This is a genomic window from Streptomyces sp. NPDC101178 (assembly GCF_044767965.1).
GTDB lineage: Bacteria > Actinomycetota > Actinomycetes > Streptomycetales > Streptomycetaceae > Streptomyces.
The window spans coordinates 14,427-27,572 of the sequence record NZ_JBIWOZ010000003.1; the positions used below are offsets into that span (position 1 = coordinate 14,427).

Here is a 13,146-nt window from a genome sequence, read left to right on the forward strand (position 1 = left end):
GGTTTGAGCCCGTTGTCAGTGGGTCAGTGCACTATCGGGGTGGGAGGTGGCGTGATGATGACGCACGCGGCGTACGACTGCGATGTGCTGGTGATCGGCGGTGGGATCGTCGGTCTGTCGACCGCGTATGCGCTGCAGCGGTCCGCGCCGGGCACCCGGGTCACGGTCCTGGAGAAGGAGCACGGCCCTGCCCGCCACCAGACCGGCCGCAACAGCGGAGTGATCCACAGCGGGATCTACTACCGCCCCGGTTCGCTCAAGGCGCGGTACGCGCTGCGCGGCTCCGCCGAGCTGGCCGACTTCTGCGCCGAGCACGGGATCGCGCACGCCACCACCGGCAAGCTGATCGTCGCCACCGACCGCTCCGAGCTGCCCCGGCTGCACAGCCTGGTCCAGCGCGGCCGCGAGCACGGACTGCCGGTGCGGGAGCTCGGCCCGGCGCAGATCGCGGAGTACGAGCCCGAGGTCCGGGGCCTCGCGGCGATCCGGGTCGGCACGACCGGCGTCTGCGACTTCACCGCCGTCGCCACCCGCTTCGCGACCGAGGTCACCGCCGCCGGCGGCATCGTGCGGTACGGGGCGGAGGTCGTGGCGATAGACCGGCGTGCCTGGGGCGTGGCGGTGCGCACGGCGGACGGCCTGGTGGTCCGCGCCCGGACCCTGGTCAACTGCGCGGGGCTGCACTGCGACCGGGTGGCCCGGCTGGCGGGTGACGACCCGGGGGTGCGGATCGTGCCGTTCCGGGGCGAGTACTACGAGCTGGCCCGCCCCGAGCTGGTGCGCGGCCTGGTCTACCCGGTGCCGGACCCGGCCTTCCCCTTCCTCGGCGTCCACCTGACCCGGGGCTTCGACGGCACGGTCCACGTCGGCCCGAACGCGGTCCCCGCCCTGGCCCGCGAGGGATACGCCTGGCCGGTGGTGCGCCCCGCCGAACTGCTGTCCACGCTGAGCTGGCCGGGCACCTGGCGGATCGCCCGCAGACACTGGCGGTACGGGGCGGGCGAGGTGCACCGCTCGCTCTCGAAGTCCGCCTTCACCAAGGCCGTCCGACGGCTGCTGCCCGCCGTGCGGGAGGAGGACCTGCGCCCGTCGCCCGCCGGGGTCCGGGCCCAGGCGGTGCTGAAGGACGGCACACTGGTCGACGACTTCCTGATCCGCGAGGCCCCGCACACCGTGCATGTGCTGAACGCCCCGTCGCCCGCCGCGACGGCGTGCCTGCCGATCGGGCGGGAGGTGGCGCGGCTGGCGCTGCGCCGGGCTCAGGAGACGGGGTGGAGGCCGCCCGCCGTAGAATCGGGTCATTGTGTCTGAGCAGCCCTTGAACCACGCCCCCGCCCCGGCCCCGGAAGAGGCAGCCGAGGCCACCGTGACCGGCTCCGCACCCGCCGCGGCTCCCGAGCCGGCGGCGGCGGCGCCTGCGACCGGATCCGCGACCGGGTCCACCGCCGCCGACGTCACCCCTGAGGAGGCCGCCGCGCTGCGGGCCGCCTCCTTCGAGCGGGCGCGCCGGCTGCGCCAGGAGCCCCGCTTCCCCGGCGGCCCCGCCGCCGACCCGGCCGGCTCGCACCACGAGCGCCGGATCCGCAGCTTCCAGCCGCGCCGCAGCCGGGTCACCACCGGCCAGCAGGAGGCCCTGGAGCGGCTGTGGCCGAAGTGGGGCCTGGACATCGACGGCAAGCGGGTCCTGGATCTGGCCGGGCTCTTCGACGGACTGCCGGTCGTCCTGGAGATCGGTTTCGGCATGGGCGAGGCCACCGCGCAGATGGCGGCCGAGGACCCGGGCACCGGCATCCTCGCCGTCGACGTCCACACCCCGGGCCAGGGCAATCTGCTGGGCCTGGCGGACAAGGCGGGCTCGACCAACGTACGGGTGGCCAACGGCGACGCGGTGATCCTGCTCCGCGAGATGCTGGCCCCCGAGTCGCTCGACGGCCTGCGGGTCTACTTCCCGGACCCGTGGCCCAAGGCCCGCCACCACAAGCGGCGCCTCATCCAGCCCGAGTTCCTGGACCTGGTGGCGCCGGTGCTGAAGCCCGGTGCGATCGTGCACTGCGCGACGGACTGGGAGCCGTACGCGGAGCAGATGCTGGAGGTGCTGACCGCGCACCCCCGCTTCGCGAACACGGCGGCGGACGGCGGATACGCGCCGCGTCCGGCGTTCCGGCCGCTCACCCGGTTCGAGGGCCAGGGCCTGGACAAGGGCCACGTCGTGCACGACCTGTTGTTCGCCCGGATCTGACACACCGCCGGGCAGACCGCCGCCGGATGACGGGCGGTCCGCCGCCGGGTGAGCCGTGTCCTGGCCGAACAGCGAACCGTCCTGGCCGGATGCACCGTCGCCGGGTGTCAGTGCTCCTCGTTAGGGTCGAGGGGTGTCCGACGGTTCCGTGCAGTACCAGCAGCGGCAGCCGGCGGTCCCGGTCCTCCACGAGCAGCGGCCCGAGGAGGTGTTGGGCGCCGTGCTGGAGCGCGACCGGTGGCAGTACCGGCCGCGCCGCGTCTCCCTGGTCTGGCGCAGCAAGGTGTTCCGCCTCGGGACCGTGATCGTGGCGCTCGCGCTGTGCGGGCTGGTGATCCTCGCACTGGTCCGCGAGCAGACGGGCCCGGAGGGGTTCCTCGTCGGGCTCGGCCTGGCGCTGCTGCCGGTGCCGCTCCTGATGGCCGCCTTCCGCTGGCTGGACCGGGTCGAGCCGGGCCCCTGGCGGAATCTGATCTTCTGCTTCGCCTGGGGCGCGTGCGCCGCCGCACTCGTCGCGATCATCGCCAACTCGTTCGCCATGCGGTGGATAGCCACCGCGACGGCCGACCCGACGAGCGCCGACACACTGGGCGCGACGGTGATCGCCCCGGTCGTGGAGGAGAGCGCCAAGGCCGTCTCGATCCTGCTGATCTTCATCTTCCGGAGGCGGGAGTTCCGGGGCGTGGTGGACGGCATCGTGGTCGCGGGCTTCACCGCGACCGGCTTCGCCTTCACCGAGAACATCCTCTACCTGGGCAACGCGTTCGACGAGGACCAGCAGCTCGGCAGCTCCGGGATCGCCTCGGTGACCGCCGGGACGTTCTTCGTACGGATCGTGATGTCGCCGTTCGCGCATCCGCTGTTCACGGTGCTCACCGGTCTCGGCTTCGGCTTCGCGGCCATCAGCGCCCGCCACCACCGGGTCCGCCGGATCGCCCTGCCCGTGCTCGGCCTGCTGCTGGCGATGGGCCTGCACGCCCTGTGGAACGGCTCGTCGGCCTTCGGCCCGTACGGCTTCTGGGCGGTGTACGGGATGGTGATGGTCCCGGTCTTCGGGCTGGCGACCTGGCTGGCGATCTGGTGGCGCCGGCGCGAGCTGCGGACGCTCGCCGCCGAACTGCCCGCGTACGCCACGGCCGGCTGGCTGACCCCGGTCGAGCCGCTGGCACTCTCCTCGATGCGGACCCGGGGCGTGGCGCGCGATCTGGCCCGCCACTGGCACGGGAGGCAGGACCGGTCGCGGGGCCGGGCGGCGGCGCGCGCGGTGGCGGAGTACGAGTCGTTCGCGACGACCCTGGCCGGCCTGCGCCGCCGCGCCCGCCATGACGCGGTGGGACCGGACTTCGCCGTCCGGGAGCGGGAGCTGCTGCACCACCTCTGGCAACGCCGCGCCATCGCCGCCCCGGCCCTCACCCACGCGGCGCGGATGACCGGCACCGGCCCGCGCCCACACCCGTACCGACAGCCGACGCCGTACGGACAGCGACAGGAATACGGGCAGGGCCAGACGCAGGCGCAGGCGCAGGGCTACGGGTACGGGCAGGGTTACGGCTACGGGCAGGGGCATGGAACCGTGTACGGCGGCCCGCCCCCGCAGCCGTACCCGTACGGCCGGCAGAGCCCGTCCGGCCCCACCCCGCCTCCCTCGTAAGGCGGTTCGGGCGAGCCCGCTCAGGCCGACGCCTCCGTGAGGGCCGCCAGCTCCGCCTCCGTCAGCTCCAGGTCCGCGACGGCCAGCAGCGCGGGGAGCTGTTCGACCGTGCGGGCCGAGGCGATCGGGGCCGCGACCGTGGGACGGGCGGCGAGCCAGGCGAGGGCCACCGTCGCGATCTCGGCACCCCGCTCCGCGGCGACACGGTCGAGGGCGGCCAGCACCATGCGGCCGCGCTCCGACTCCAGGTGCTCGCCCGCCTTCGCGGAGCGGGCGCTCTCCACGGTGGCGCCGGGGCGGTACTTGCCGGTGAGGAAGCCCGAGGCCAGCGCGTAGTACGGGACGGCGGCGAGGCCGGCGCGGGCGGCGGTCTCCTGGAGCGGGCCCTCGTAGGTGGCGCGGGAGACCAGGTTGTAGTGCGGCTGGAGTGCGGCATACCGGGCCAGGCCCTCGCGCTCGGAGAAGTCCAGCGACTCCTGGAGGCGCTCCGGGCTGATGTTGGAGGCGGCGATGTGGCGCACCTTGCCGTCCCTCACCAACTGGTCGAGGGCGGTGATGATCTCCTCCACCGGGACGGTCTCGTCGTCGAAGTGCGTGTAGTAGAGGTCGATGTGGTCGGTGCCGAGGCGGCGCAGCGACTGCTCGGCCGCGCCCTTGATGGTGGCGGCGGAGAGCCCCTGGAAATCGGGGTGGGCGCCGACCTTGGTGGCCACGACGATGTCGGAGCGGTTGGCGCGGGAGGCGAGCCAGGCGCCGATGACGGTCTCCGACTCACCGCCCCGGTTGCCCTCGGCCCAGGCGGAGTAGGCGTCGGCGGTGTCGACGAAGTTGCCGCCGGCCGCGGCGTACGCGTCCAGGACGGCGAAGGACCGGTCCTCGTCGGCGGTCCAGCCGAAGACGTTGCCGCCGAGGGCGAGGGGGAAGACCTGGAGGTCGGAGCTGCCGAGCGTGCGGAGAGAAGTCATGTCCGGGTTCAACGGCGGCGGCGGAGCGGCGTATTCCATCCCGGAGCCGCGCATTCCGTGCCGGTGCGGCGCATTCCGTGCCGGTGCGGCGCATTCCGCGTCGGAGTTCCGTATTCCGTGCCGGAGCGACGCGTTCCGCGCGCCGGAGCCGCATATTCCGCGCCGGAGCCCTCTGTTCCCGCCCTGGACCCGCCGGACGGACCGGCAGCCCTGACGTCGGGGGGTGAGCGTCAGGGCTGCCGGGGTTTCGGGTCCTACGGGCGCGGGTGCCTCAGACGGAGAGGCCCTTGCTGTTCAGCCATGCGACCGGGTTCATCGCCGAGCCGCCCGCGGTGTGGACCTCCAGGTGGAGGTGGACACCGGTCACGTTGCCGGTAGCGCCCATGCGGCCGATGGTCTCGCCGGTGCTGACCTGCTGGCCGACCGAGACGTCGATCGAGGACTGGTGCGCGTACCAGACCTCCGTGCCGTCCTCCAGCTGGAGGACCGTGCGGTAGCCGTACGAACCGGACCAGCCGGCCTCCGTGATGGTGCCGCTGTGCACGGCCTTGAGCGGCGAACCGGCCGCCCCGGCGAAGTCCAGGCCGGTGTGCTGGCCGGAGGACCACATGGCGCCGGACTGGCCGTAGGTCGAGGTGATCGTGTACGAGGAGGCCGGCAGCGTGTAGCTGGCGCGGAGCTTGGCGAGGCGCTCCTCCTCGGCCTTCTTCGCCGCGGCCTCCTCCGCCGCCTTCTTCTCGGCGGCGATCCTGGCCTTGACCTTGGCCTCGGCCTCGTCCTGCTGCTTCTTCGCCTCGGCGGCGGCCTTCTCGGCCGCGGCCTTCTCCTCGGCTGCCTTGGCCTCGGCGTCGGCGTTGGCCTGCTGCTGCTCGGCCTGCTGGAGGATCCGGGCGCGCAGGGCCTCACCGGCGCCGGTGGTGCCCTGCTCGGCCTCGGCGGTCGTGATGCCGGCGGAGGTGAGCGGAGCGGCGGCGAGGACCGGTGCGTCCTCGGCGTCGTCGGACATGAAGGCCCCGACGCCGGGGAGGGACTTGGCGTCGGGGAGGTTGTCCGCGATGGAATCGGGAAGAGAGATGGAGACCGGTGGCTTGCTCTGAGCGGTGGCCATGCCACCCGCACCGACGGCCGCTATGACGCCGACCCCGAGGACGGTGGAGCTACGGGCGAGACCCCGCTGCTTGGCCACGCGGTGCTTACCGCGCACGGGACGGACGGACTCCGCGGTGGGATTCCACTCCTCCCACGTCCGCTCCGGACCACCGAGGCCATCGGCAGTGAAGGGTGACGGGGCCTCAGGGGCAGGGTGATTGGACGCCACGTGGGCGCACTCCTTTCCTTCCTTCTCGCCTACCGGGTTAGCTGACGGGTTCGGAGCAGGAAGGTCTCCTACGGGCCCCTCTGCCTCACGATGGAGACACAGGCGTCCGATTCACCCCATGTAGGTGGTTCCCCGGTTCCCTTGCGGAATTCGGCGCTCGCGCACGGCGCCGTCTCTGACGACGGCTGGGACGACCGCACTGCGTTATCGAACGTTAATAGACAGACGGGCCCGATTCCAAGCTGTTCCTGTTGATCATTAACGGCTTCGACGGGGACTTACCGCCCACAAGCCGCCCGAATCGGACGACTTGGCGATCTCCCGCCCACACCTCTTTTTCTGATGGTGTGTCAACTGTTATGCGGAGCGGTGCTCATCGATTACGCACCGTGTCATCGCCCCGGCCGACGATCTTCACCGTCGTCCGCCGCGGCGGCTGCCCCTCCGCAGGCCGGCTGACCGCGAGCAGCGCCATGTCATCCGTCGACCGGCCGCCGGTGTGCAGCCGTACGTCGTCGGTGAGCGCCGAGAGCAGCTCCTCGGGGCCGGGAAAGATACGGCCGCGCAGCCGGGCCGCCGGGTCGTAGAACGCGCCGTTCGCGTCGCGCGCCTCGGAGAGGCCGTCCGTGAAGGCGAGCAGCGTCGAACCGGCGGGCAGCTCCCACTCGTCGGACCGGTCCGGCCACACCCCGAGGTCCATCCCCAGCGGCATCGCGGGCACGCTCGGGGCCAGGACTTCCAGGGCCCCGTCCGCGTGCAGCAGGATCGGCTCGGGATGGCCGCGGTTGACGAGGCGCAGCGAGGCCGAGCCGGGCGGGATCTCGGCCAGGACGGCGGTGATGAACCCCTCCATGGCGTCCAGCCCGTACCGCCGCGTCCCCTCCCGCGCGAGCGCCCGCTCCAGCCGCTGCGCCACGCCCTCCAGGGACCGCTCCTGCTCGGCGGCCTCCCGGAACGCGCCGATGATCACCGCCACCGCCTCCACGGCGTCCAGCCCCTTGCCGCGCACGTCGCCGACGACCAGGCGTACCCCGTACGGAGTGTCCGCCACCGCGAACAGGTCCCCGCCGACGAACTCGTCCGCCTGCGCCGCCTCGTACCGCGCCGCCACCTGGAGCCCGCCGATCCGCTCCGCCGGCGTCGGCAGCACGGCCCGCATGGCGGTCTCCGCGATGACCCGCGCCGAGGCCAGCTGCTCGTTGCTGCGGCGCACGACCCCGTTGATGACGAGGGCCAGGGCCGCGGCGGTGAGGACCGTGATCATCTCGATGACCGGGACGACCTGGGTGGAGGTGCCGTCAAGGATCCGCATCGCGATGACGGAGAGGACCGAGGCCACTCCCGTACGGATGGTGCTGGCGAGCGAGAAGAACGGCGCGGCGATCAGCGGCGCGGCCACGAACAGCGGTACGGCGGTGAAGTTGGGCGGCGCGAGCGAGTCGAAGAGGAGCCCGCCGCCGATCAGCAGCACCGGCAGCAGCCGCACGAACCGCCGCGTCCCCTTGCTCCGCGCCACCACCGGCTTCCCGCGCCCCGTCGAGCCGGGCGCGGCCCGCCCGGGGATCCCGAGGCTCGCCTTCACGAGCCCGCGCCCCTTCTCCGCCATCCCCACCACCTGTGCACTCCTGCTGCCCGGTCCGGCCACGGCTGCGGACGGTACCGCGCCCCGCCCAGGCTTCCCGGAGCCGCGCCGTGCGGCGACCCGTCATCGGCCGAATAGGGGGAAGCGGGCCTGGTGCCGAGGCCCTCCGTGGTCAGTCGGAGAGCCGGCGTTCGGCGTAGATCGTCAGTGCATCCCGTACGAAGGCGGCGGTGCCGTCCCCGTAGCGATCGTAGTTCTTTCCGAAGCGGGGATCGGCGACATACATCTCGCCGAGTCCGATGACGTAGGAGCGGCCGGGCTCCTTGTCCGCCGCCCGGCCCGGCACGCGGCCCGACGCGCCGCTCGCCGCCGTGGACGACGACAGCCACGCACAGTGCCGCCGGGCGATCTCCTGAGCCTGCTCACCACCGGCATCGGCCCCGGCCTCCCGGGCCCGTCCCCAGCCCCGCGCGATGGCTTCGTGCTCGGCGAGGAAGGCCTTCCGCCCCTCCTCGCCGAGCGCGCGCCACCACCGGTCGCCCTCCTCGTACGCCGCGCGCCCCCAGCGCTCGGTCACCTCCCGCTCATGAGCGGTGTGGTCGAACCCGTCGAACACTTCCTCGGCCATGAGTTCCGTCCCCTCCTCCGTCTTGTGGAGAGTGGTCCGCACCGAGGCGATCTGCCGCCCGATGCGCGCCTGCTCCTGTTCGAGCAGCCGCAGATGCGCCCGCAACGCCACACCCGTGTCCCGCTGCCCTTCGAGCACGTCCTTGATCGCGGGCAACGACAGCCCGAGCTCCCGCAGCAGCAGGATGCGCTGCAGCCGGACGAGGGCGTCCTGGTCGTAGTAGCGGTAGCCGTTGCTCCCGAGCCGGCTCGGCACGAGAAGACCGAGGTCCCCGTAGTGCCGGAGCGTGCGGCTGGTGGTGCCGGCCTTTCTGGCGATTTCCTGGATGGACCACTCCATGCCGGAAACGCTAGATCTTCACGTTGCGTCAAGGTCAACCCGGAACGCGCCGGGGAACGACTCGGGCCCGGCACGCAGTCGGCGTGCCGGGCCCGGATCTTCAGTAGCGGGGACAGGATTTGAACCTGCGACCTCTGGGTTATGAGCCCAGCGAGCTACCGAGCTGCTCCACCCCGCGTCGGTGAACACAACTCTACGCCATCGGAGCGGCCGCCCCGACCACCTTTCCGGCAGCGCTGCGGCGTCTTCGATCAGCGGCACCGCGCCGCAGGCGAGTACCTTATTGCACATAGGTTGCAGTAACGACTGATGTGCGAGAAGAGGAAGCCGTGCGGACTCCGGTGGTGCTGGGCATCGAGTCGTCGTGTGACGAGACGGGGGCGGGGATCGTCTCCGGCGGCCGGCTGCTCGCGCACGTCGTGGCGTCGAGCATGGACGAGCACGCCCGCTTCGGCGGCGTGGTGCCGGAGATCGCGGCCCGCGCCCACCTCCAGGCGTTCAACCCCGTGGTCAAGGAGGCCCTGGCCCAGGCGGGGCTGGGTGTGCGGGATCTCGACGCCGTCGCGGTGACCACCGGCCCCGGCCTGTCCGGTGCCCTCCAGGTCGGCCTGGCCGGGGCGAAGTCCCTGGCCTACGCGGCGGACGTACCGCTGTACGGGGTGCACCACCTGGCCGGGCACGTGGCCGCCGACACCCTGGAACACGGCCCGCTGCCCGACCCGTGCGTGGTCCTCATCGTCTCCGGCGGCCACACTTCGCTGCTGCTCGTACGGGACCTGGTGCGCGATCCGATCCTCCACCTCGGCGACACCGTGGACGATGCCGCGGGCGAGTGCTTCGACAAGGTGGCCCGCGTCTTCGGCCTCCCCTATCCGGGCGGCCCGGCCATCGACCGGGCCGCGCGCGACGGCAACCCGTGCGCGGTCGCCTTTCCGCGGCCGCTGCTGACGTCGAAGGACGACCCGTACGCGTTCTCCTTCTCCGGTCTGAAGACGGCCGCCGCCCGCTGGGCCGAGCAGCACCGGCAGCGCGGCGAGGAGATCCCGTTGGCCGACGGAGCGGCTTCGCTCCAGGAGGCCGTGGCGGACGTCCTGACGCGGAAGGCGCTGGCCGCCTGCCGCCGGTACGACGTCCGGACGCTGGTCGTGGTCGGCGGTGTCGCGGCGAACTCCCGGGTCCGGGCGCTGGCGGAGGAGCGGTGCGCGGCGGCGGGCGTCGAGCTGCGGGTGCCGCCGCTGACGCTGTGCACCGACAACGGGGCGATGATCGCGGCCGTCGGCGACCTCCTGGTGCGGGCGGGCGCGGACCCGGCGCAGCTGAACGTGTCCATCGACCCGTCGGCACCGCTGGAGTACGCCGCGCTGCACCCGGCGGCCGCACCGGCGAGGGCCGCGTGAGCGCCGCACCACCCGTCACCCTCCCTCGGTGACCGACCGAAGGACTTGAGAGGACTCCCTGTGCGTACCGCCGACATCCGCAACCGCTTCCTGGACTTCTTCGCCGCCCGGGACCACACGATCGTCCCCGGCGCACCGCTGCCGACCCCGGACCCGACCCTCCTCTTCGTCAACGCCGGCATGGTGCCGTTCAAGCCGTACTTCACCGGTGAGGCGTCCCCGCCGTGGGAGCGGGCCACCAGCGTGCAGAAGTGCGTACGGACGCTCGACATCGAGGAGGTCGGCCGCACCACCCGGCACGGCTCGTTCTTCCAGATGAACGGCAACTTCTCCTTCGGCGACTACTTCAAGGAAGAGGCCATCGCCTACTCCTGGGACCTCTCCACCAGCCCGCAGGCCGAGGGCGGCTACGGGCTCGACCCGGCCAGGATCTGGGTCACCGTCCACCACTCCGACACCGAGTCGCGCTCCATCTGGCGCCGGGTCGCGGACCTGCCCGACGAGCGGATCGTGGAACGCGGCGACGAGGACAACTTCTGGTCCATGGGCGTCCCCGGACCGTGCGGGCCCTGCTCCGAGCTGTACTACGACCGCGGCCCGGCGTTCGGCCGGGAAGGCGGTCCGGCGGTCGACGAGGACCGGTACATGGAGTTCTGGAACCTGGTCTTCATGCAGTACGAGCGTGGCGCGGGCCCCGGCAAGTCCGGCTACCCGATCCTCGGCGAGCTGCCCCGCCGCAACATCGACACCGGCATGGGCCTGGAGCGCATGGCGGCCCTGCTCCAGGGCGTGGACAACCTCTACGAGATCGACGAGACCCGCCCGGTGCTCCAGCGCGCCGCCGACCTGGCCGGGATCCGCTACGGCGCCGACCCGGAGGCCGACGTACGGCTGCGGGTCGTCGCCGACCACGTCCGTACGGCCCTGATGCTCCTCGCCGACGGCACCACCCCGGGCAACGAGGGCCGCGGTTACGTGCTCCGCCGGATCCTGCGCCGCGCCGTCCGCTCCATGCGGCTGCTCGGCTACGAGGACCTGGCGCTGGCCGAACTGCTGCCGGTGGCCCGCGACTGCATGGCGCCGAGCTACCCGGAGGTCACCGACGCCTATCCGCGCATCGCCGACCAGGCCGGGGCGGAGGAGACCGCCTTCCGCTCCTCGCTCAGGCAGGGCACCACGGTCCTGGACACCGCCGTGGCCCAGGTCAGGGAGAACGGCGGCCGCTCCCTGCCCGGCGCGCAGGCGTTCCTGCTGCACGACACGTACGGCTTCCCCATCGACCTCACGCTGGAGATGGCCGCCGAGCAGGGCGTCGAGGTCGACCGCGAAGGCTTCACCGCGCTGATGAACGAGCAGCGCGAACGGGCCCGCGCGGACGCCCGCGCCCGCAAGGCCGGCGGCGCCGTGGACACCACCGCCCTGCGCACCGTCCTCGACGCGCACGGGCCCACCGACTGGCGGGCCTGGGACACCCTGGAGACGGAGTCCCGCGTTCTCGCGGTGCTCGGCCCGGCCGGCCCGGTGCCGGTGGCGCGTGCCGGAGACGTCGTCACCGTCGTCCTGGACCGTACGCCGTTCTACGCCGAGTCCGGCGGCCAGGACAGCGACGCCGGGCTGCTGTCCGGCGCCTCGGCGGAGGCCGAGGTCCTCGACGTCCAGCGCCCGCTGCCCGGCCTCGTCGCCCACCAGGTCCGCGTCACGGCGGGCGAACTCGCCCCCGACGACACCGTGCACGCCGCCGTCGACCCCGAGTGGCGGCTCGGCGCCCGCCAGGCCCACTCCGGCACCCACGTCCTGCACGCCGCCCTGCGCGAGGTCCTCGGCCCCCACGCCCTCCAGGCCGGCTCCTACAACCGCCCCGGCTACCTGCGCCTCGACTTCCCCTGGCGCGGCGCCCTGTCCACCACCGTCCGCAGCGAGATCGAGGAGGCCGCCAACCGCGCGCTCCGCCGCGACCTGCCGGTCGGCGTGCGGTGGATGACCCTGCCCGAGGCCAAGGAACTCGGCGCACTCGCCCTCTTCGATGAGACGTACGGAGAGAAGGTGCGGGTCGTCGAGATCGGCGGGCCCTGGTCCCGCGAACTGTGCGGCGGCACGCACGTGGACCGGTCCGCGCAGATCGGAACGGTCGCGCTCACCTCGGAAGGCTCGGTCGGCGCGGGCATGCGCCGCCTGGAGGCGGCCGTCGGCATCGAGGGCTTCAACTACCTGGCCCGCGAACGGGACCTGGTGGCACGGATCGCCGAAGAGCTCGGGGCCCCGCGCGCCGAACTGCCCGACCGCGTCTCCGCCCTCCTGGACCGCCTGAAGACCGCCGACCGGGAGAACGCCCGCCTCAAGCAACAGGCCACCACCGCCCGCGCCACCGAACTCGCCACCACCGCAACCGAGGTGAACGGCGTGCGGATCGTCACCACCACGACGGGCGGCAACGCCCAGGAGGCCCGGGCCCTGGCCCTGGCCATCCGCGACCGCTTGCCCGACGGCCTGCCCGGTGCGGTGGCGGTCGGCACGGTGGACGGGCAACTCGTCCTCACCCTCAACAGGGCGGCACAAGCCACCGGCCTGAACGCCTCCCAGCTGGTGAAGCAACTCCTCGGCGGCCGAGGCGGCGGCTCGGCGGAGGTCGCGCAGGGCGGCGGTCTCGGGCCCGACGGAGTCACGGCCGCACTGGCGGCTCTGCCGAAGGCGGTCGTCGCACACTGACGGCTGCCTGTGACTGACCTGGTCGCTGCCGCGCGACAAAGGAGTGCCCCGGCCGGTTCCACCGGCCGGGGCACTCCTTTGCAGGCTGAAGGGTTTTCGGCCCCTGCTGTCGGTAGGCCGTGTGGGACTCGAACCCACAACCAACGGATTAAAAGTCCGCTGCTCTGACCAATTGAGCTAACGGCCCCTGCAACATCACCCCCGAGCATAGCCCGCCCGATCCCGGCAGCCGATCCGGTATCGGTGTCGGGCCCTGTCGCGCCCCCGCTACGCCCCCACGGTGTCCGTTTCACGCCGGTTCACGCCCCGGAAGGCGGCCAG

At 72.8% G+C, this 13,146-nt stretch carries 9 protein-coding genes, 2 tRNA genes and 1 riboswitch; of the genes, 5 read left to right on the top strand and 6 right to left on the bottom strand.

Annotation, left to right across the window (positions count from 1 at the left end):
* Positions 1 to 54: 54 nt before the first annotated feature.
* From lhgO to ACIRR8_RS08570, 3 genes are all read left to right on the top strand, one after another.
* Positions 55 to 1,311, top strand: a complete 1,257-nt coding sequence (gene lhgO, locus ACIRR8_RS08560) for an L-2-hydroxyglutarate oxidase (RefSeq protein WP_404060801.1) — start codon at positions 55 to 57, stop codon at positions 1,309 to 1,311.
* Positions 1,304 to 2,239, top strand: coding sequence for a tRNA (guanosine(46)-N7)-methyltransferase TrmB (trmB, locus tag ACIRR8_RS08565; RefSeq protein WP_404060804.1), 936 nt, complete (start codon positions 1,304 to 1,306; stop codon positions 2,237 to 2,239). The genes lhgO and trmB overlap by 8 nt, the downstream gene beginning before the upstream one ends.
* Before the next feature lie 133 nt (positions 2,240 to 2,372).
* Positions 2,373 to 3,890 (top strand): PrsW family intramembrane metalloprotease, encoded by a 1,518-nt coding sequence (locus ACIRR8_RS08570; protein WP_404060806.1) that lies wholly within the window; start codon positions 2,373 to 2,375, stop codon positions 3,888 to 3,890.
* A 20-nt stretch (positions 3,891 to 3,910) separates the two neighbouring features.
* Here ACIRR8_RS08570 and ACIRR8_RS08575 read toward each other — a convergent pair whose 3' ends face one another.
* From ACIRR8_RS08575 to ACIRR8_RS08595, 5 genes are all read right to left on the bottom strand, one after another.
* Positions 3,911 to 4,855: an aldo/keto reductase gene (locus ACIRR8_RS08575; RefSeq protein ID WP_404060808.1), complete on the bottom strand. Its 945-nt coding sequence runs from the start codon at positions 4,853 to 4,855 to the stop codon at positions 3,911 to 3,913.
* A 271-nt stretch (positions 4,856 to 5,126) separates the two neighbouring features.
* On the bottom strand, positions 5,127 to 6,173 hold the full coding sequence (locus tag ACIRR8_RS08580; RefSeq protein ID WP_404060810.1) for a M23 family metallopeptidase: 1,047 nt from the start codon (positions 6,171 to 6,173) through the stop codon (positions 5,127 to 5,129).
* A gap of 11 nt (positions 6,174 to 6,184) precedes the next feature.
* Positions 6,185 to 6,339: riboswitch (cyclic di-AMP (ydaO/yuaA leader) on the bottom strand.
* A gap of 207 nt (positions 6,340 to 6,546) precedes the next feature.
* Entirely contained in the window at positions 6,547 to 7,779 is a 1,233-nt protein-coding gene (locus ACIRR8_RS08585; RefSeq protein ID WP_404060813.1) for a PP2C family protein-serine/threonine phosphatase, read from the bottom strand.
* Positions 7,780 to 7,927: 148 nt separating this feature from the next.
* The gene (locus ACIRR8_RS08590; RefSeq protein WP_404060816.1) at positions 7,928 to 8,722 is read right to left on the bottom strand and encodes a MerR family transcriptional regulator; all 795 of its coding nucleotides are present in this window, start codon (positions 8,720 to 8,722) and stop codon (positions 7,928 to 7,930) included.
* A 104-nt stretch (positions 8,723 to 8,826) separates the two neighbouring features.
* Positions 8,827 to 8,900 (bottom strand) — tRNA-Met (locus tag ACIRR8_RS08595).
* 163 nt (positions 8,901 to 9,063) lie between these two features.
* Here ACIRR8_RS08595 and tsaD point away from each other — a divergent pair.
* Entirely contained in the window at positions 9,064 to 10,119 is a 1,056-nt protein-coding gene (gene tsaD, locus ACIRR8_RS08600) for a tRNA (adenosine(37)-N6)-threonylcarbamoyltransferase complex transferase subunit TsaD (protein WP_404062514.1), read from the top strand.
* Positions 10,120 to 10,179: 60 nt separating this feature from the next.
* Positions 10,180 to 12,825, top strand: a complete 2,646-nt coding sequence (gene alaS, locus ACIRR8_RS08605; RefSeq protein WP_404060818.1) for an alanine--tRNA ligase — start codon at positions 10,180 to 10,182, stop codon at positions 12,823 to 12,825.
* A gap of 113 nt (positions 12,826 to 12,938) precedes the next feature.
* On the opposite strand, the gene ACIRR8_RS08610 is transcribed toward alaS, so the two are convergent.
* Positions 12,939 to 13,012 (bottom strand) — tRNA-Lys (locus ACIRR8_RS08610).
* Positions 13,013 to 13,146: the final 134 nt, after the last annotated feature.